This window comes from Pseudomonas sp. G7(2022) (genome assembly GCF_052660475.1).
This window is the reverse complement of the sequence record NZ_CP109659.1, coordinates 4,654,961-4,673,539: the sequence shown is the minus strand read 5'-3', so window position 1 is coordinate 4,673,539 and position 18,579 is coordinate 4,654,961. Positions and strand designations below refer to the sequence as shown.

Genomic DNA, 18,579 nt, shown 5'->3' with positions numbered 1-18,579 from the left:
GGGGCGACTGCCATGAGCGTTACCGATACCACCAGCAGCCTGACGATGAAGGACATACTGGCCAACTCTTCGAAGAAGACCAGTAGCACCACCACCGGCGGCATTGCTTCGGCCACCAACAGTGCGACCGGCGGCCAGGCCCTGGGCAAGGATGCGTTTCTGCAACTGCTGGTGACCCAGCTGAAGAACCAGAACCCGCTCGACCCGCAGGACAACAGTGCATTCGTTGCGCAGTTGGCGCAGTTCAGCAGCCTCGAGGGCATCACTACCCTCAACAGTACCGTCAGTTCGCTGGCCGGCAACTACAACTCCTCGCAAGCGTTGCAGGCGTCGTCGCTGGTCGGCCGTAATGTGATCGTGCAGACCAACACGGTTCAACTGGACGATCCGAGCAAAGGCATGACCGGTTCGGTCACCGTCCCGTCGTCGATTGCCGGCGGCACCGTCACCATCACCGACAGCAGTGGCACGGCGATTCGCACCATCGATCTGGGCAGTCGCGCCGCAGGTGCCGCGAGCTTCACATGGGACGGCAAGGACAAGGACGGCAACCTGGTGAAAACCGGTAACTACACCGTCAAGGCCAACGCCTCGATCAATGGCACCGCGACCGACCTGGCGACCTACCTGCCAGCCACGGTCACCAGCGTGACCATCAGCCAGACCGGCGGTGAGCTGATGCTCAACCTGTCCGGCAAGGGCACCGTTGCTCTGTCCAAAGTACAAACCATTGGTATATAGAGCCGACTAACCGGCACAAAGGAGTGGAATATGTCTTTCAATATCGGCCTTAGCGGTCTCTATGCAGCCAACAAACAACTGGACGTGACCGGCAACAACATCGCCAACGTCGCGACCGCCGGTTTCAAATCCTCCCGCGCGGAATTCGAAGACGTATATTCGTCGACTCGTCTGGGCAGCGGCAGCAAGGTCATCGGTAACGGTGTGCGCCTGGCCAACGTTTCCCAGCAGTTCACCCAGGGTGACATCAACAACACCGGCAACGTGCTGGACATGGGCATCAACGGCTCCGGCTTCTTCACCATGAGCAACAACGGCTCGATTTCCTACACCCGTGCCGGTACGTTCAAAGTTGATAACAACGGCTACATCACCAACACCGACTACACCTCGCGCCTGCAAGGTTACGGTGTGGATTCCAACGGCAAGATCCTCAACGGCGTACTGACCGACCTCAAGATCGACACCTCGAACCTGGCGCCGAAGTCCACTTCGCTGGTGACGTCGACGATCAACCTGGACTCGTCCGCGCCGAAGATCATTGATACCGGCGCCAGTGCTGTCGTGTTCGATCCGACCAAGATCGAGACTTACACCAAGCAATTCAGCACCCCGATCTATGACAGCCAGGGCAACTCGCACGTCATGGATCAGTACGTGGTGAAAACCGGTGACAACATCTGGAAGGTATACACCCTGGTGGACGGTCGTAACCCGGATGCTACCGGCAGCGATCCGAAAACCACCCCGCCAGTCGCATCCACCATGACGTTTGACTCGAGTGGCAAACTGACTCAGATCAGCACGCCTGACCCGGCGAACCCGGGGACCCCGATCATCAGCAGTGATCTGGTCCTGAGAAACTGGAAGCCAGGCACCGTGACCAACGGCACCTTTACGCCGAACGGCGCGGCCGCCAACCCGAATGGCGTGACCATTTCCATGGCCAAGACCACTCAGTACAACGCTGACACCGCCCGTTCGATCCCGACTCAGGATGGCTACGCCACCGGCCAGATCACCAACCTGACCATCGACGGTACCGGCACGCTGTTCGCCAACTTCAGCAACAACCAGAGCAAGGCCATCGGCCAGGTCGCACTGGCCAGTTTCACCAACGAGCAGGGCCTTCAGGCGATCGGCGGCACCAGTTGGAAAGAAACCTACGCTTCGGGTATCCCGGGCTACGACGCGCCGAAAACCGGTACGTTGGGTGAGGTGGTATCCAACTCGCTGGAAGAGTCGAACGTCAACCTGACCAACGAGCTGGTGGACCTGATCAAGGGCCAGAGCAACTATCAGGCGAACGCCAAGACCATTTCCACCCAGAGCACCATCATGCAGACCATCATTCAGATGACCTGATTCCGGTTTCTGGCTGTACAAGGAGCCCCTCTTTGAGGGGCTTTTTTGTGTCCGGGTATCGGGTGGCTATCGGTATCACTTGAACGGGCGACTCGGTCGTTCCTCGTTCTCCCTGGCAGGGCCGGGCTGGGGCTTTTTCTTGCGGGCAAAAGAAAACCCCCGACAAACCGGAGGTCTGTCGGGGGCTTCTCGAATCGGGCGTTTCGCAACGCCCGATTCAGCTCAGCTTACTGGCAAGCTTCGCAATCCGGCTCGTCGATGGCGCACGCCTTCGGCACTGGAGCAGGGCCGGCAGGCGCTGCCAGGACCGAATCGTCACCGTGGTTGCCGCCGCTGGAAACAGCGTTCAGCTTGCCGGTGTTGATGGTCGACTTCTCGGTGCTGGTCGCGGCCAGGGCACGGAGGTAGTAGGTGGTTTTCAGACCACGGTACCAGGCCATGCGGTAGGTCACATCGAGTTTCTTGCCCGATGCACCAGCGATGTACAGGTTCAGCGACTGGGCCTGGTCGATCCACTTCTGACGACGGCTGGCGGCGTCAACGATCCACTTGGTGTCCACTTCGAACGCGGTCGCGTAGAGCTCTTTGAGTTCCTGCGGGATGCGCTCGATCTGCTGAACCGAACCGTCGTAGTACTTCAGGTCGTTGATCATGACCGAGTCCCACAGACCGCGAGCCTTCAGGTCGCGAACCAGGTACGGGTTGATCACGGTGAATTCGCCCGACAGGTTCGATTTCACATACAGGTTCTGGTAGGTCGGTTCGATCGACTGCGAGACGCCGGTGATGTTGGCGATGGTCGCGGTCGGTGCGATGGCCATGATGTTCGAGTTACGGATGCCTTTCTGTACACGGGCGCGAACCGGTGCCCAGTCCAGGGACTCGGTCAGGTCGACGTCGATGTACTTCTGGCCACGTGCTTCGATCAGGATCTGTTGCGAATCCAGCGGCAGAACGCCTTTGGACCACAGCGAACCCTGGAACGTCTCGTACGAGCCGCGCTCGTCAGCCAGGTCGCAGGAAGCCTGGATCGCGTAGTAGCTGACCGCTTCCATCGACTTGTCGGCGAACTCGACAGCAGCGTCGGAACCGTAAGGGATGTGCTGCAGGTACAGCGCGTCCTGGAAGCCCATGATGCCCAGGCCGACCGGACGGTGGCGGAAGTTGGAGTTCTTCGCCTGCGGTACCGAGTAGTAGTTGATGTCGATCACGTTGTCGAGCATGCGCACGGCGACGTCGATGGTGCGCTTGAGCTTGGCGGTGTCCAGCTTGCCGTCGACGATGTGGTTCGGCAGGTTGATCGAGCCCAGGTTGCAGACCGCGATCTCGTCCTTGTTGGTGTTCAAGGTGATCTCGGTGCACAGGTTCGAGCTGTGAACGACGCCGACGTGCTGCTGCGGGCTGCGCAGGTTGCACGGGTCCTTGAAGGTCAGCCATGGGTGGCCGGTTTCGAACAGCATCGACAGCATCTTGCGCCACAGGTCTTTGGCCTGGATGGTCTTGAACAGCTTGATCTTGCCCGGGTACTCGGTCAGGGCTTCGTAGTACTCGTAGCGCTCTTCGAAGGCCTTGCCGGTCAGGTCGTGCAGGTCCGGTACTTCGGATGGCGAGAACAGGGTCCACTTGCCGTCATCGAAGACACGCTTCATGAACAGGTCAGGGATCCAGTTGGCGGTGTTCATGTCGTGGGTACGACGACGATCATCACCGGTGTTCTTGCGCAGCTCGATGAACTCTTCGATGTCCATGTGCCAGGTTTCCAGGTAGGCACACACAGCGCCTTTGCGCTTGCCACCCTGGTTGACGGCGACGGCGGTGTCGTTCACCACTTTCAGGAACGGAACCACGCCTTGCGACTTGCCGTTGGTGCCCTTGATGTACGAACCCAGTGCACGAACCGGCGTCCAGTCGTTGCCCAGGCCGCCGGCGAATTTCGACAGCATGGCGTTGTCGTGGATCGCGTGGTAGATGCCCGACAGGTCATCCGGCACGGTGGTCAGGTAGCAGCTCGACAGCTGTGGACGCAGGGTACCGGCGTTGAACAGGGTCGGAGTCGATGCCATGTAGTCGAAGGACGACAGCAGGTTGTAGAACTCGATCGCACGGTCTTCTTTCTGCTTCTCTTCGATCGCCAGGCCCATGGCCACGCGCATGAAGAAGATCTGCGGCAGTTCGAAGCGCACGCCATCCTTGTGGATGAAGTAACGGTCGTACAGGGTCTGCAGGCCCAGGTAGGTGAATTGCTGGTCGCGCTCGTGGTTGATCGCCTTGCCCAGTTTTTCCAGGTCGAAGGAGGCCAGCACAGGGTTCAGCAGTTCGAATTCGATACCTTTGGCAACGTAGGCCGGCAGCGCCTTGGCGTAGAGGTCGGCCATCTCGTGGTGAGTGGCGCTCTCGGCCACGCCCAGGAAGCCCAGGCCTTCGGCGCGCAGGGTGTCCATCAGCAGACGGGCGGTCACGAACGAGTAGTTCGGCTCGCGCTCGACCAGGGTGCGCGCGGTCATTACCAGCGCAGTGTTGACGTCGTTCAGGGCCACGCCGTCGTACAGGTTCTTCAGGGTTTCGCGCTGGATCAGGTCGCCGTCGACTTCGGCCAGACCTTCGCAGGCCTCGGTCACGATGGTGTTCAGGCGGCCCATGTCCAGTGGCGCGAGGCTGCCGTCGGCGCGGGTGATGCGGATCGACGGGTGCGCCTGAACCGGAGCATCGGCGGTGGTGCGGGTGGCGCGCTCTTTGGAGCGGGCATCGCGGTAGATCACGTAGTCGCGAGCCACTTTCTGCTCGCCGGCACGCATCAGGGCCAGTTCGACCTGGTCCTGGATTTCTTCGATGTGGATGGTGCCGCCCGACGGCATGCGACGCTTGAAGGTCGCGGTGACCTGTTCGGTCAGGCGGGCAACGGTGTCGTGGATTCGCGACGAAGCGGCAGCGGTGCCGCCCTCAACTGCGAGAAACGCTTTGGTGATAGCGACGGTGATCTTGTCATCGGTGTAAGGAACGACAGTGCCATTACGCTTGATCACGCGCAGTTGACCAGGCGCGGTGGCAGCCAGATCCGAATTCGAATCGGCGGCCTGCGGCAAGGTGCCCTGCGGGTTCTCGCGAGTTGTGTCGGTTTGCATGGGTGTCTCCACGTTCTCTATGTTTGTTTGGGCACCATCACGGTGCCCACCGTTCCGTCCTGAAGCACTACGACCGGCCAGCGCCGGGTAACGACTTCGGGACAGTTCAGGAAGGGGGCCTTGTGGGCGCCGCTTCCATGCCGAAGTCTTCGGTTCGCGCGATACGCGTGAAACCGCATTCCTTTCGGGGAGCAGTTTGGAACTGCAACACCCGTACCGTTTACGCCGTGATCGGCTGAAAAACGGTAGCCATCCGCAGGCGCGGTTTGGGCTTCTCAAAATACGTTTGGTTCAACCCGACAATGGCAATAAAAAGCCTTGAATTCACTGTCCGGTTTGTGTTTGGTTTTTTGCGTCAAACCCTATATGTAGGGTTTTTTTGAGCGCGGGCTACAAGATAATGCGTTTTGGGGGGCGATTGCAATGGACAGCCTGTGGATAACCCTGTGCGTAAATTGTGTGCGAAACAGGGAAAACCTTTGTAGGCCGTGAACCTGCTGAGCTAGACCGTTTGTCACTGTTTTTCAGTCGGGAAAAACGCTTCAGCGGATTTTTAAGGGCGCGAACCCTATCACAAAAATCCGCCTTGTCCGAACGCATTTACCGACTTGTGTTCTGGCTGTACGCCGTTTATACAATCGGCCCGTGCGCACGCATTCTTATCCTCCTTAAAGATGACAAAAAGACGGGAGGATCCTTCCTTTATAAGCAGCATCGGCAAGCAGAGGTCACCCGTGGAGCATGAAGCCTGGCAGGTATTGATAGTCGAGGACGACCAGCGTCTGGCCGAACTGACCCGCGAATACCTGCAAGCCAACGGATTGCATGTGGAGATCGAGGGCAACGGAGCCCACGCGGCGGCGCGGATCATCAAGGAACAGCCGGATCTGGTGATCCTCGACCTGATGCTCCCCGGCGAAGACGGCCTGAGCATCTGCCGCAAGGTGCGCGACCAGTACGACGGACCGATCCTCATGCTGACCGCGCGCACCGACGATGCCGACCAGATCCTCGGCCTCGACATCGGCGCCGATGATTATGTGTGCAAACCGGTGCGTCCGCGGCTGTTGCTGGCGCGTATCCAGGCGTTGTTGCGACGCAGTGACGCACCGGAGCCGGCGTCGGGCAAACCTCGTCGTCTGCAGTTCGGCCCTTTGGTGGTCGACAACGCCTTGCGCGAAGCCTGGCTGAGCGACAGCGGCATCGAGTTGACCAGCGCCGAATTCGACCTGTTGTGGCTGCTGGTATCCAACGCCGGAAGGATTCTGTCGCGGGAAGAAATCTTCACCGCGCTGCGCGGCATCGGTTACGACGGCCAGGACCGCTCGATCGATGTGCGCATCTCGCGCATCCGCCCGAAGATCGGCGACGACCCCGATCACCCGCGCCTGATCAAGACCGTGCGCAGCAAAGGCTATCTGTTCGTGCCTGAAGCCTGCGTAGAACTGCCACTGTGAACTCGATCTTCCTGCGCATCTACGGCGGCATGTGCGCGGCGCTGATTCTGGTGGCGGTGCTCGGCGTACTGGCGCTGCACCTGCTCAATCAGGTGCGCAGCGAGCAATACCGCGAGCGCCTGGCCCACGGCACGTTTTCCCTGATGGCGGACAACCTGCAGCCGATGAACGAGACCGAGCGTCACCGTGCCTTGCTGGTCTGGGAGCGGCTGCTGGGAATTCCGCTGGCATTGAAAACCTTTGCCCAGACCGATCTCGATCTCACCCAGCGCACCCGCGTGCAGCGCGGCCAGGCACTGGTCGAACAGACCGGGCCGCACGCGGCAAAGGTCTACCGGATGGTCAGCGACAAGGAGCAGCTTGTGCTGGTGGGCGAGGTGCAGCAGATCAGCGAGCAACTGGCCCGGGCGACGATCTACCTGCTGGCCGATGAACTGGTGCGGGTGCCGGTGGGTGAACAACCCAGACGCCTGGCGCAATTAAAGGAAGAGAAAGGGTTCGGCTTCGACCTGCGACTGGTCACCGTGGACGAAGCCGACATGGACGAAGACCAGAGCCGTCGTGTATCGGAGGGCGATACGGTGATGGCGCTGGGCAAGGGCGGTGATTCGATCCGTGTGTTCGCCGGGATGGTCGGCACGCCGTGGGTGCTGGAAATCGGCCCGCTCTATCAGATGAATCCGTACCCGCCGCAATGGCTGGTGCTGATTGCGGCATTGGGTCTGACCCTGATCGGTCTCATCGTCTATTTACTGGTGCGTCAGCTCGAACGGCGCTTGCGTGGTCTCGAAGCGGCGGCCACGCGTATCGCCAAGGGCAGCCTGGAAACTCGCGTGCCGGCGCGCGGTGCCGACTCGGTGGGAAAACTGGCGGCCGCGTTCAACGGCATGGCCGAGCATCTGCAGCAATTGCTGGCGATCCAGCGTGAGCTGGTGCGCGCGGTGTCCCATGAGTTGCGCACGCCGGTGGCGCGCCTGCGGTTCGGTCTGGAAATGATCGGCTCGGCCACCACCCCGCAGGCCCTGGAGAAATACCGTGAAGGCATGGACCACGATATCGAGGACCTCGATAAGCTGGTGGACGAAATGCTCACCTATGCGCGGCTGGAGCAGGGCTCGCCGGCCTTGACGTTCCAGCGTCTGGACCTCGATGCGCTGGTCAATCAGGTGATCGAGGAACTGGCGCCGTTACGTGCGGATGTCATCGTGCAGCGCGGTCTGTGCCTGTCGGCGGCCGATTGTGATGGCGCCTGGGTCGAGGCCGAACCGCGCTTCCTGCACCGTGCCTTGCAGAATCTGGTGAGCAACGCCATGCGCCATGCGCGCTCGAAGGTCACGGTGAGTTATCAGGTCGGACAGATGCGTTGCCGGGTGGATGTCGAGGACGACGGTCCCGGTGTGCCGGAAAGTGCCTGGGAGAAAATCTTCACGCCGTTTCTGCGGCTGGACGACAGCCGTACCCGGGCGTCCGGTGGGCACGGGTTGGGGCTGTCGATCGTGCGGCGGATCATCCACTGGCATGACGGCCGGGCGCTGATCGGCAAGAGCAAGAGTCTGGGCGGGGCGTGTTTCAGCCTGAGCTGGCCGCGAAATCAGGAGCGACGCTGAAGGTGCTCAAGCCTGGATGCTGACCAGACTCAACAACTGCCCGTCGTGTACCCCGAACTGTGCGTCCAGTTCGGTCCCGTTGCACCATTCGCTAGACAGGTCCGTCAGCAGTCGCAGCCGTACCTGACCCTGTTCGGTCCATTCGAGCATTTCGGCGTGCTCGAAATAGAAACGCTTCTGGACAATCGGGTACAGCGCCTTGAAGAGGCTTTCCTTCACCGAAAACGTCAGGGTCACCCACAGCGCCAGTTGATCGCGGGCGCCGGCGGCCATGCGCTGCATTTCTGGCGGGGTGAGAATTTCTCCGGCCAGCCGCTCGGCCCGTTCGGCGTTGAGCAGGTTTTCCAGGTCCATGCCCAGCCCGCGCCAGTGTTGCTTGTTGGCGACAATCGCCGCCGCCCGGCCGGTGCTGTGGGTGATCGAGCCGCAGATGTGTGCCGGCCACACCGGTGCGCGATCCTCGCCAATCGCCGGAACATTGCTTGAACCTTCCAGTTGTTGCAGCGCGGCCCGGGCGCAAATCCGCCCTGCCAGAAACTCCGCCTGACGCTTGGCCACCGAACGCTGGATACTCGGCGGCGGTTCGATGGCACTGCGGCGGAAGTCATCGCCGAGCAGTTGTGACGGGTCGAAGTGGGTGCTCAGCAGCACGGTGTCCGGCAGCACGATCGGCAATGGCCAGTGGGCATCGAGCGGGGTGCAGCAAGCGGGGAGGAGAGGGCTGGAATTCATGGCGGGCATTTTGCCGGGTTGCTTTGAGGCTGGATAGTGCGCAGGTGTGGAACGTTCCCGCGCAGGGCGCGGGAACGAGTGGGCTCAGCCAAAGATTTTCTTGAAGAAGGCCTGCATGTCCGCCCAGGACTTTTCATCCGCGGCCTTGTTGTAACCGATATCCGGGCCACCGTGATCGCCATGGCTCAGGCGATCCGCGTCGGGGTTGGTGAAGCCATGCTTGGCGCCGTCGAGGCTGACGAATTGATAGTCGGCGCCGGCCTTGTCCATTTCAGACTTGAACGCCGTGACGTTGTCGGCAGTCACCATGCTGTCCAGTGCGCCGTGCTCGACGAGGATCTTCGACTTAACGCTGCCCGGTGTCGCCGGGGTCTTGGTGGCCAGTGCGCCGTGGAAACTCACTACGCCGGCCAATGGCACCCCCTGGCGCGCCGCATTCAACACCACGCCTCCACCGAAGCAGTAACCGATGGCGGCCAGCTTGCCGGTGTCGGTCTGTGGCTGCTTCTTCAGCAGGTCGAGGCCGGCCTCGAAGCGTTTGCTGGCAGCATCGGCGTTCTGCGTGGCCGCCTGCATGAACGCCATCGCATCTTTCGGGTGCTCGGTGTTCTTGCCGTCACCGTACATGTCGATAGCCAGCGCGCTGTAGCCGAGCCCGGCGAGATCCCGGGCGCGGCGCTTGGCGTAGTCATTCAGCCCCCACCATTCATGGACCACTACCACGCCGGGACGAGGGCCCTTGATCGCGTCGTCATAGGCGTAATAACCGATCAGTTTCGTGCCATCGGCGCTCTGATAAGGTATTTCCTGAGTCTTGATCGCCGCCGCGCTGAGGCTGCTGAAGGCGAGCAGGGTGAGGGCAAGGAACAGGCGCATGATCGGGTCTCCTGACAGTAAAAGGTCAAGACAGCCTAGTTCATTTGATTGCGCCCGGGTTCAGGGTGCGTTCAGGGCAGGTACAGGCCGGGTTCAGTAATCTTGAGCCACGTGCGAGGGATGAAATGAACAGAACCCTCAAAAGCGGCAGTACACCGTTGTCGCAGGTATGCTGTTGCAGATGCTGATTGGCCCGGGAGAGTGTCATGAAACTGTTGGTCGTCGAAGATGAAGCGCTGTTGCGCCATCACCTGCAAACCCGCCTGACGGAAAGCGGTCACGTGGTCGAGTCCGTGGCCAATGCCGAAGAGGCGCTGTATCAGACCGGGCAATTCAATTTTGACCTGGCGGTGATCGACCTTGGCCTGCCGGGCATGGGCGGGCTCGATCTGATCCGCCAGCTGCGCCAGGACGGCAAAAGCTTTCCGATCCTGATCCTCACCGCCCGTGGCAACTGGCAGGACAAGGTCGAAGGCCTGGCTGCCGGTGCCGACGATTACCTGGTCAAGCCGTTTCAGTTCGAAGAGCTGGAAGCGCGGCTCAATGCGCTGTTGCGTCGTTCCAGCGGCTTTACCCAGTCGACCATTGTCGCCGGTCCGTTGTTGCTCGACCTCAATCGCAAGCAGGCGACCCTCGATGAGCAGCCATTGGCCCTGACCGCCTACGAATACCGGATTCTGGAATACCTGATGCGCCATCACCAGCAAGTGGTGCCCAAGGATCGCCTGATGGAGCAGCTCTACCCGGACGACGACGAGCGTGATCCGAACGTGATCGAAGTGCTGGTCGGGCGTCTGCGGCGCAAGCTCGAAGGCACGGCCGGGTTCAAGCCGATCGACACGGTGCGCGGGCTCGGCTATCTGTTCAATGAGCGCTGCACTTGATCCGTTCGCTTCGCGTTCGCTTGATGCTGGCCGCCACGACGTTGGCGGTGTTGTTCATGCTCGCCCTGCTTCCGGCGATGCAAGGGGCGTTCAGTCTGGCGCTGCAGGATTCCATCGAGCAGCGCCTGGCATCGGACGTCACCACACTGATTTCCGCGGCACGGATTGAAAACGGTCGGCTGGTGATGCCGATGCAGTTGCCGGACGAGCGATTCAACCTCGCCGACTTCCGTCTGCTCGGCTACATCTACGACCGCGAAGGTCATCTGGTCTGGCGCTCGAAAGCGACCCAGGAAGAGCAGATCAACTACAAACCGCGTTACGACGGGATGGGCAGCGAGTTTGCGCGGATTCGCGAAGCCAGCGGTCAGGAGTTCTTCGTCTACGACGTCGAGGTCAAACTGCTCGGTGGCAAGAATGCGGCGTTCAGCATCGTCGCGCTGCAACCGGTGCGTGAGTACGAAACCACCCTCGAAGGCCTGCGGGAAAACCTCTACCTCGGTTTCGGCGCGGCGCTGCTGGTCTTGCTTTCGTTGCTGTGGATCGGCCTGACCTGGGGCCTCAAGGCGTTGCGCCGGCTCAGCCAGGAGCTGGACGAAATCGAAAGCGGCACCCGCGAAAGCCTCACCGAACAGCACCCCCGTGAGCTGTTGCGTCTGACCGGCTCGCTCAACCGCTTGCTGCACAGCGAGCGCCAGCAACGCAGCCGTTACCGCGACTCCCTCGACGATCTGGCCCACAGCCTGAAAACCCCGCTGGCGGTCTTGCAGGGGGTCAGTGAAGACATGGCCCAGCGTCCCGAAGATCGCGATCAGGCCTGGGTGCTGCAAACCCAGATTGAACGCATGAGTCAGCAAATCAGCTACCAGTTGCAGCGCGCGAGCCTGCGCAAAAGTGGTCTGGTGCGCCATCAGGTACGCTTGCGCCCGGTACTCAAAAGCCTGTGCGATACCCTGGACAAGGTCTACCGCGATAAACACGTACGGGTGGCGTTCGACCTGCCGGAGCACTGCTATGTGCCGATCGAGCAGGGCGCCTTGCTGGAGATGATGGGCAACCTGCTGGAAAATGCCTATCGCCTGTGCCTGGGCGAAGTGCGTATCAGCGTGCGCGAAACCCTGGCCGGGATCGAGTTGTGCATCGAAGACGACGGCCCCGGTGTTCCGCAGCATCAGCGGGCGCGGATACTTGAGCGGGGAGAGCGTCTGGATCGCCAGCACCCGGGGCAGGGGATCGGCCTGGCGGTGGTCAAGGACATCATCGAGAGCTACAACGCGAAACTGACATTGGGCGATTCGCCGATGGGCGGGGCGGCGTTCAGGATTCATTTCCCGGCGATGTGACCGCCTACTGTTCCTGCGCCCGATAAGCCCCCGGCGTCAGCCCCGTCCACTTCTTGAACGCCCGATGAAACGCCGACGGTTCGGAAAACCCGAGCTGTTCGGCGATCTGTTGCAACGACAGATCGGCCCGCCCCAGGTGATAAATCGCGATGTCCCGCCGCAGTTGATCCTTCAATTCCTGAAAACTGGTGCCTTCCTCGCGCAAATGCCGGCGCAGGGTTTGCGGGCTGATGTGCAGGTGCGCGGCCACCGCTTCGAGGTCCGGCCAGCGTGCGCTGTCATGGCTGAGCAGGCGGCGCAATCGGCTGCTCAGGCTATTGCCGTCATCCGGGCGGGACAGCAGGTCGGCGGGGGAGCGTTCGAGGAAATGCTTGAGGGTGCGTTCGTCCTGCAGCAGCGGCATGTGCAGATAGCGACTGTGAAACACCAGGCTGCTCTGGGAGGCGGAAAACGCCAGCGGGCAGGAGAACAGCAAATCGTATTCAGCCCCGTGCGCCGGTTTCGGGTAGCTGAAACCGGCCTGTTCCAGGCGAATCCGCTGGCCGATCAGCCAGCTGCCGAGGCGGTGCCAGATCACCAGCAGGCTCTCGCTGAGAAAGTGATCCGGGTCCCACCATTGCGCATCGTCGAGGCTCAGGCGTACCCATTCGTCTTCATGGGTCAGCGTCAGGCGCGGGGCTTCGGGGAATAGGCTATAAAACAATAAGCCGCGTTGCAGAGCCTTTTCCAGGCTGCGGCAATGAATGATGGCGTGGCACATCATGGCGAAGCTGCCGGGTTTGCTCGGCGCGTTGCCGAAGCCCAGGTATTCGTCGTCCAGGGCCAGCCACAGGTTCTGGATCAGTTGAGTGAATTGCTCCGGGGCGATCCGCGCGCGCGGTTCGTCGAGCAGTTCGGGGCTGATGCCCAGTTGCTGCAGCAGGTCCGAATAGTCGTAACCCGAGCGCCGCGCGCCACCGAGGGCGGCGCGGGCAAAGTGACTGGCGATGGTGCGTTCGCGCATGGGCGGCAGATCCTTCCTCTGGCCGATCGATGGTAGCGGCTGCCTTTGATCGGTAACAAGGCGGATTTCCGCCAAATTGTAGGACGAGGTCGGGCGAGTTGGCGGAAATCCGCCACACTTGAGTAACCGAACGGTGACACAGAAAAACCCGTATCCCCTGATATCAAAAGGCTTGCAGCGATTTGCACCAAAGTGGCACGACGTTTGCGATAAGAGCAACAGAAGCGTGCGCCGAGCCGGTCCGGAACAGCGCCGTTCGACACAACAAATCCCTCCAGTGCAGGAGGGTTCGCAATTCAAGTGTCGCGTACAACAGATGGATGTTGCCGCGCGGGACTCTTGAGGAACTTTGCAATGACGACTCGTCAGCCACTGTACAAATCCCTGTATTTTCAGGTGATCGTCGCAATTTGTATCGGTATCGCGCTCGGTCACTACTACCCGCAGTTCGGTGTGGCCGTAAAGCCGCTGGGTGACGGGTTCATCAAACTGATCAAAATGATCATCGCCCCGATCATCTTCTGCACCGTAGTCAGCGGCATCGCCGGCATGCAGAACATGAAATCGGTCGGCAAGACCGGCGGTTACGCACTCCTGTACTTCGAAATCGTTTCGACCATTGCCCTGCTGGTCGGCCTGATCGTGGTCAACATCGTGCAACCGGGCAACGGCATGCACATCGACGTCAGCACCCTCGACGCCTCGAAAGTCGCCACCTACGTACAGCAAGGTGCTGACCAGAGCGTCGTCGGCTTCCTGCTCAACGTGATCCCGACCACCATCGTCGGCGCGTTCGCCACCGGTGACATCCTGCAAGTGCTGATGTTCTCGGTGATCTTCGGTTTCGCCCTGCACCGCCTGGGTGCCTACGGCAAGCCGATCCTGGACTTCATCGATCGCTTCGCCCACGTGATGTTCAACATCATCAACATGATCATGAAGCTCGCGCCAATCGGTGCCTTCGGTGCGATGGCCTTCACCATCGGTGCCTACGGCGTCGGCTCGCTGGTGCAACTGGGTCAACTGATGGCGTGCTTCTACATTACTTGCCTGGCGTTCATCCTGATCGTGCTCGGCGGTATCGCCCGCATGCACGGCTTCAGCGTGCTGAAGATGATCCGCTACATCCGTGAAGAACTGCTGATCGTGCTGGGTACTTCCTCGTCGGAATCGGTACTGCCACGCATGCTGATCAAGATGGAGCGTCTGGGCGCGAAGAAATCGGTAGTGGGTCTGGTGATTCCGACCGGTTACTCGTTCAACCTTGACGGTACCGCGATCTACCTGACCATGGCGGCCGTGTTCATCGCTCAGGCGACCGATACCCACATGGACATCACTCACCAGATCACTCTGTTGGTGGTGTTGCTGCTGTCCTCCAAAGGCGCCGCCGGTGTGACCGGTTCGGGCTTCATCGTGCTGGCCGCCACCCTGTCGGCGGTAGGTCACCTGCCGGTGGCCGGTCTGGCGCTGATCCTGGGTATCGACCGCTTCATGTCCGAAGCCCGCGCCCTGACCAACCTGGTCGGCAACGCCGTTGCCACCATCGTTGTGGCCAAGTGGGTCAAGGAACTGGATACCGACGTGCTGCAAACCGAGCTGGCCTCGGGCGGTCGCGGTATCGTTGACCAGCGTCACGAAGATGACCTGGGTGTGGCCGAAGGCCCAACCCCGAGCAATGTGAAGTAAGCATCGCTTGAATGGAAAAACCCGCTTCGGCGGGTTTTTTCTTGCCTGCGATTTGAGCGCAACGGTCAGTGCAACTGATGCATCCGGTAATTGCCCCATCGCCGACGGCTGCCTAGGCTGCATGCATCGTTGATGGAGATCGCCCATGTCTGCACCGCTGGCCTCACTGAAGATTCTCGATTTCTCGACCCTGCTGCCGGGACCGTTCGCCTCACTGCTGCTGGCGGACATGGGCGCCGAAGTGCTGCGCATCGAATCGCCGACCCGACTCGATCTGCTGAGGGTGTTGCCGCCCCACGATCACGGGATCTCGGCCAGCCACGCTTATCTCAACCGCAACAAGCGCAGTCTGGCACTGGACCTCAAACAGCCCGAGGCGCAGGAGCTGGTCAAGCGGTTGCTGGCGGACTACGACATCGTGCTGGAGCAGTTTCGTCCCGGCGTGATGGAGCGGCTGGGGCTGGGTTACGAGGCGCTGAAGGCGATCAATCCGAAGCTGATTTATGTCTCGATCACCGGTTACGGCCAGACCGGGCCGTTCAGGGACCGCGCCGGCCACGACATCAACTATCTGGCGCTGGCCGGGCTCTCCAGCTACACCGGGCGCGCCGACAGCGGGCCGTTGCCGCTGGGCATGCAGGTGGCGGATATCGCGGGTGGCTCGCTGCACGGGGTGATCGGTCTGCTGGCAGCGGTAATCTCTCGCCAACAGACCGGGCAGGGCACGCACCTGGACGTGAGCATGACCGACTGTGCGTTCAGCCTGAACGCCATGGCCGGCGCCGGGTATCTGGCCTGCGGCGAGGAACCGGGCCGGGAGGATCAGATGCTCAATGGCGGCAGTTTCTATGACTATTACCGTTCCCGGGACGGGCGCTGGATGTCGGTGGGCAGTCTGGAACCGGCCTTCATGCAGCCATTGTGTGCGGCGCTGGGCCGGCCGGAACTGGCGGCGCAGGGTTTGTCACCCAAGCCCGAGCAACAGCGCGCGCTCAAGGACGCCTTGAAGATCGAGTTCGAGAAGCACGACTTTGCTGAACTGTGCGAGCTGTTCGCCGGGATCGACGCCTGTGTCGAACCGGTGTTGAACCTGGGCGAGGCGGTGCAGCATCCGCAATTGCAGGCCCGGGAACTGGTGACGCAGGTGCCCCGTGGCGATGGCTCTGTGCAGGCGCAGATGGCGTGTCCGCTGAAGTTTTCCCAAGCGTTGCCGGCGCCTCGATATGTCGGTGCGGCGCTGGGGCAGCATACGGATCAGGTGTTGGGGGAGTTGGGTTTAAGTCCTGAGCGGATTGCCGAACTGCGTGCCGCGAAAGTGGTTTTATAGATCGTTCCCACGCTCTGCGTGGGAACGAGGTGGGGCTTACTCGACCCGCGTTTCGCCACTGAACACCAGCGTGTTGCGACAGCGTCGGCACAAATACCGCCGCCCCTGTCTGACGAGGCTATGGCGCTGCGCCGAAAACGGAAAATCGCTGTCCGCACACGGGCATTTGTAGATGTAGCGGGTCACGCTTCGGCGTTTGATTTCATAGGTGTGGCAGCGGTCCGGCGGCAGCTCGTAAACGCCGCGCATGATCAGTTGCCACTCCTCGCCGTGGGGCTGGACGCGATCGCCGAACAGTTGATGGGCGATCAGGTGCGCGACTTCATGGGCCACGGTCTGCTTGAGGAAGTGTTCGGCGTTTTCCCGGTACAGCTGCGGATTGAAGCGCAGCAGGTTCTCGTGCAGATGCGCGACCCCGGCTTTTTGCCCGCGCAGCTTGAGGCTCACCACGGGGCGTTTGAAAGGACGTTTGAAAAAGGATTCAGCGAGTTGGAAACAGTCTTCGACGCGGGTATTGAGTTGCTCGGGCATGCTTGATGGATCTCCAGAGGTTTGGAGTATGCCGCAACCGTCCATTCTTGCGAATCACCCGTCTGCCGAATGGTCGCGACGTCTGTTTCAGGCATGAGAAGGCCGCCTTGCGGCGGCCTGTGTTGGCGGATCTTGTTCTTCTCGGAAGGAGCCGGTTGCTAATTGGTGTAGACGGGCCCCACGCCCAGTCCCCAGACAATCACGGTAAACGCCATGATGGCCACCAGCACCACCAGACCCACCGCCAGCACCGAACTGGAGAACAGGAAACCCTCATCGGACGGAATGTTCATGAAGGTCGGCAGCCCCACGTACAACAGGTACACCGTGTAGCAAATGGCCGCCGTGCCGACGATCATCCCCAGCCACATGTGCGGATAGAGCGCCGCCAGGCCGCCGACGAACAACGGCGTCGCGGTGTAGGTGGCAAACGCGACGCAACGGGCCAGGCTCGGGTTGGCGTCATAGGTGCGGGCCATCCAGTGCACGAAGGCACCCATGACCGCGACCCCGCCGAGCATTGCCAGGTACGACATGACCGTCATCCAGATTGCGCTTTCGACGGTGAGCATGACCGGCGCGCGGTTGCCGATCACCCAGCCGACCTGGGTGGTGCCGATAAACGCCGAAACAGCGGGGATCGCCGCCAGAATCAGCGTGTGCGTCAGGTACATGTGGCTGATGCTTTCTTCCTGGTCGCCACGGATTTCCTTCCATTCCTGATCGGGGTGGGTAAAAAGTCCCACTACGTGATGGATCATGCCAGTCACTCCTCTCGTTATTGCCATCGCCCCCCAGCGGAGCGCCTACGGGCCAATGTGGCCGAGCAAATACAGGTCTTCAGATTGTGTGCGACCTTATGTCGCAGTATAGAAAGGTCTTAACCGCACAGGTATTAGGGTCTTAGAGCAAATCGCGCTGTAAACCGGCGGGGTAATCGCGTCGGGGTCTGTGCAAGCGGGCATTCGAGGGGGCGACAACCTGTGGCCACAAGCCAGGTGTTTTTGCGTAAAATGCCCGCCTTTCGTCACACCTCACGGATTTCGCGTCATGGGCACTCTTACGGTCAACCAGAACAAACTGCAAAAGCGCCTGCGCCGCCTGGCCGGCGAAGCGGTCGCCGACTTCAACATGATCGAAGACGGCGACAAGGTCATGGTCTGCCTGTCCGGGGGCAAGGACAGCTACACCATGCTCGACGTGCTGATGCACCTGCAGAAGGTTGCGCCGATCAAGTTCGATATCGTCGCCGTGAACATGGACCAGAAGCAGCCGGGTTTCCCCGAGCACGTGCTGCCGGCCTACCTCAAAGAGCTGGGCATCGAGTACCACATCGTCGAGAAGGACACCTACTCGGTGGTCAAGGAGCTGATCCCGGAAGGCAAGACCACCTGCTCGCTGTGCTCGCGCCTGCGTCGCGGCACGCTGTACACCTTCGCCGACGAAATCGGTGCGACCAAAATGGCCCTCGGTCATCACCGCGACGACATCGTCGAGACGTTTTTCCTCAACATGTTCTTCAACGGCAGCCTCAAGGCCATGCCGCCGAAGCTGCGCGCCGATGACGGGCGCAACGTGGTGATCCGTCCACTGGCCTACTGCAACGAGAAAGACATTCAGGCCTACTCGGACTTCAAGCAATTCCCGATCATTCCGTGCAACCTCTGCGGTTCTCAGGAAAATCTGCAACGTCAGGTGGTCAAGGAAATGCTCCAGGACTGGGAGCGCAAGACCCCGGGCCGTACCGAGAGCATTTTCCGCAGCCTGCAGAACGTGATCCCGTCGCAACTGGCTGACCGTAACCTGTTTGACTTCACCAGCCTGAAGATCGACGAGACGGCGGCTTCGCGATTCGTCAACGTGGTGAACCTGTAAGCGATCTGATCGCTCGAAAGAAACGGC

15 protein-coding genes are annotated in these 18,579 nt (G+C 60.9%); 9 read left to right on the top strand and 6 right to left on the bottom strand.

Annotated features, from left to right (window positions below; genetic code table 11):
* The first annotated feature begins 12 nt into the window (after positions 1 to 12).
* Positions 13 to 741, top strand: a complete 729-nt coding sequence (gene flgD, locus NE357_RS21275; protein WP_169431498.1) for a flagellar hook assembly protein FlgD — start codon at positions 13 to 15, stop codon at positions 739 to 741.
* A 30-nt stretch (positions 742 to 771) separates the two neighbouring features.
* The gene (gene flgE, locus NE357_RS21270) at positions 772 to 2,106 is read left to right on the top strand and encodes a flagellar hook protein FlgE (RefSeq protein ID WP_169431497.1); all 1,335 of its coding nucleotides are present in this window, start codon (positions 772 to 774) and stop codon (positions 2,104 to 2,106) included.
* A gap of 227 nt (positions 2,107 to 2,333) precedes the next feature.
* On the opposite strand, the gene NE357_RS21265 is transcribed toward flgE, so the two are convergent.
* Positions 2,334 to 5,228 (bottom strand): ribonucleoside-diphosphate reductase subunit alpha, encoded by a 2,895-nt coding sequence (locus NE357_RS21265; RefSeq protein WP_085730400.1) that lies wholly within the window; start codon positions 5,226 to 5,228, stop codon positions 2,334 to 2,336.
* A gap of 734 nt (positions 5,229 to 5,962) precedes the next feature.
* Between NE357_RS21265 and NE357_RS21260 the strand changes: the two genes are divergently transcribed.
* Together NE357_RS21260 and NE357_RS21255 are read left to right on the top strand one after the other, a co-directional pair.
* Positions 5,963 to 6,685, top strand: a complete 723-nt coding sequence (locus tag NE357_RS21260) for a response regulator (protein WP_169431496.1) — start codon at positions 5,963 to 5,965, stop codon at positions 6,683 to 6,685.
* On the top strand, positions 6,682 to 8,292 hold the full coding sequence (locus tag NE357_RS21255) for an ATP-binding protein (protein WP_169431495.1): 1,611 nt from the start codon (positions 6,682 to 6,684) through the stop codon (positions 8,290 to 8,292). Before NE357_RS21260 ends, NE357_RS21255 begins: the two co-directional genes overlap by 4 nt.
* Before the next feature lie 6 nt (positions 8,293 to 8,298).
* Here NE357_RS21255 and NE357_RS21250 read toward each other — a convergent pair whose 3' ends face one another.
* Both NE357_RS21250 and NE357_RS21245 read right to left on the bottom strand, forming a co-directional pair.
* Positions 8,299 to 9,024, bottom strand: a complete 726-nt coding sequence (locus tag NE357_RS21250) for a 4'-phosphopantetheinyl transferase family protein (protein ID WP_212633393.1) — start codon at positions 9,022 to 9,024, stop codon at positions 8,299 to 8,301.
* An 84-nt stretch (positions 9,025 to 9,108) separates the two neighbouring features.
* Positions 9,109 to 9,900 carry a dienelactone hydrolase family protein gene (locus tag NE357_RS21245; RefSeq protein WP_169431493.1) on the bottom strand — a complete coding sequence of 264 codons (792 nt, stop codon included), beginning with the start codon at positions 9,898 to 9,900 and terminating at the stop codon, positions 9,109 to 9,111.
* A 206-nt stretch (positions 9,901 to 10,106) separates the two neighbouring features.
* Here NE357_RS21245 and NE357_RS21240 point away from each other — a divergent pair, with 206 nt between their 5' ends.
* Together NE357_RS21240 and NE357_RS21235 are read left to right on the top strand one after the other, a co-directional pair.
* Positions 10,107 to 10,784 (top strand): response regulator transcription factor, encoded by a 678-nt coding sequence (locus NE357_RS21240; RefSeq protein ID WP_169431492.1) that lies wholly within the window; start codon positions 10,107 to 10,109, stop codon positions 10,782 to 10,784.
* On the top strand, positions 10,781 to 12,127 hold the full coding sequence (locus NE357_RS21235; protein ID WP_169431491.1) for an ATP-binding protein: 1,347 nt from the start codon (positions 10,781 to 10,783) through the stop codon (positions 12,125 to 12,127). The genes NE357_RS21240 and NE357_RS21235 overlap by 4 nt, the downstream gene beginning before the upstream one ends.
* A gap of 4 nt (positions 12,128 to 12,131) precedes the next feature.
* On the opposite strand, the gene NE357_RS21230 is transcribed toward NE357_RS21235, so the two are convergent.
* Complete coding sequence (locus tag NE357_RS21230; RefSeq protein ID WP_169431490.1) at positions 12,132 to 13,130, bottom strand: AraC family transcriptional regulator; 999 nt, start codon at positions 13,128 to 13,130, stop codon at positions 12,132 to 12,134.
* Positions 13,131 to 13,484: 354 nt separating this feature from the next.
* Between NE357_RS21230 and NE357_RS21225 the strand changes: the two genes are divergently transcribed.
* Both NE357_RS21225 and NE357_RS21220 read left to right on the top strand, forming a co-directional pair.
* A complete protein-coding gene (locus tag NE357_RS21225) occupies positions 13,485 to 14,819 on the top strand; it encodes a dicarboxylate/amino acid:cation symporter (RefSeq protein WP_169431489.1) in 1,335 nt (444 codons plus the stop codon).
* A 145-nt stretch (positions 14,820 to 14,964) separates the two neighbouring features.
* The gene (locus NE357_RS21220) at positions 14,965 to 16,146 is read left to right on the top strand and encodes a CaiB/BaiF CoA transferase family protein (RefSeq protein WP_169431488.1); all 1,182 of its coding nucleotides are present in this window, start codon (positions 14,965 to 14,967) and stop codon (positions 16,144 to 16,146) included.
* A 36-nt stretch (positions 16,147 to 16,182) separates the two neighbouring features.
* Here the strand turns inward: NE357_RS21220 and NE357_RS21215 are convergent, their stop codons facing one another.
* Both NE357_RS21215 and NE357_RS21210 read right to left on the bottom strand, forming a co-directional pair.
* Positions 16,183 to 16,677: a SprT family zinc-dependent metalloprotease gene (locus tag NE357_RS21215; protein WP_169431487.1), complete on the bottom strand. Its 495-nt coding sequence runs from the start codon at positions 16,675 to 16,677 to the stop codon at positions 16,183 to 16,185.
* A gap of 158 nt (positions 16,678 to 16,835) precedes the next feature.
* Positions 16,836 to 17,438, bottom strand: a complete 603-nt coding sequence (locus NE357_RS21210; protein WP_007917515.1) for a Yip1 family protein — start codon at positions 17,436 to 17,438, stop codon at positions 16,836 to 16,838.
* Positions 17,439 to 17,727: 289 nt separating this feature from the next.
* Here NE357_RS21210 and ttcA point away from each other — a divergent pair, with 289 nt between their 5' ends.
* Entirely contained in the window at positions 17,728 to 18,552 is an 825-nt protein-coding gene (gene ttcA, locus NE357_RS21205; RefSeq protein ID WP_169431486.1) for a tRNA 2-thiocytidine(32) synthetase TtcA, read from the top strand.
* Positions 18,553 to 18,579 lie beyond the last annotated feature (27 nt).

What these genes read in the sequence shown, in the direction of transcription:
- flgD (WP_169431498.1), top strand. Translation starts at nt 13, where the DNA reads ATGAGCGTTACCGATACCACCAGCAGCCTGACGATGAAGGACATACTG.
- flgE (WP_169431497.1), top strand. Translation starts at nt 772, where the DNA reads ATGTCTTTCAATATCGGCCTTAGCGGTCTCTATGCAGCCAACAAACAA.
- NE357_RS21265 (WP_085730400.1), bottom strand. Translation starts at nt 5,228, where the DNA reads ATGCAAACCGACACAACTCGCGAGAACCCGCAGGGCACCTTGCCGCAG.
- NE357_RS21250 (WP_212633393.1), bottom strand. Translation starts at nt 9,024, where the DNA reads ATGAATTCCAGCCCTCTCCTCCCCGCTTGCTGCACCCCGCTCGATGCC.
- NE357_RS21245 (WP_169431493.1), bottom strand. Translation starts at nt 9,900, where the DNA reads ATGCGCCTGTTCCTTGCCCTCACCCTGCTCGCCTTCAGCAGCCTCAGC.
- NE357_RS21240 (WP_169431492.1), top strand. Translation starts at nt 10,107, where the DNA reads ATGAAACTGTTGGTCGTCGAAGATGAAGCGCTGTTGCGCCATCACCTG.
- NE357_RS21230 (WP_169431490.1), bottom strand. Translation starts at nt 13,130, where the DNA reads ATGCGCGAACGCACCATCGCCAGTCACTTTGCCCGCGCCGCCCTCGGT.
- NE357_RS21225 (WP_169431489.1), top strand. Translation starts at nt 13,485, where the DNA reads ATGACGACTCGTCAGCCACTGTACAAATCCCTGTATTTTCAGGTGATC.
- NE357_RS21220 (WP_169431488.1), top strand. Translation starts at nt 14,965, where the DNA reads ATGTCTGCACCGCTGGCCTCACTGAAGATTCTCGATTTCTCGACCCTG.
- NE357_RS21215 (WP_169431487.1), bottom strand. Translation starts at nt 16,677, where the DNA reads ATGCCCGAGCAACTCAATACCCGCGTCGAAGACTGTTTCCAACTCGCT.
- NE357_RS21210 (WP_007917515.1), bottom strand. Translation starts at nt 17,438, where the DNA reads ATGATCCATCACGTAGTGGGACTTTTTACCCACCCCGATCAGGAATGG.
- ttcA (WP_169431486.1), top strand. Translation starts at nt 17,728, where the DNA reads ATGGGCACTCTTACGGTCAACCAGAACAAACTGCAAAAGCGCCTGCGC.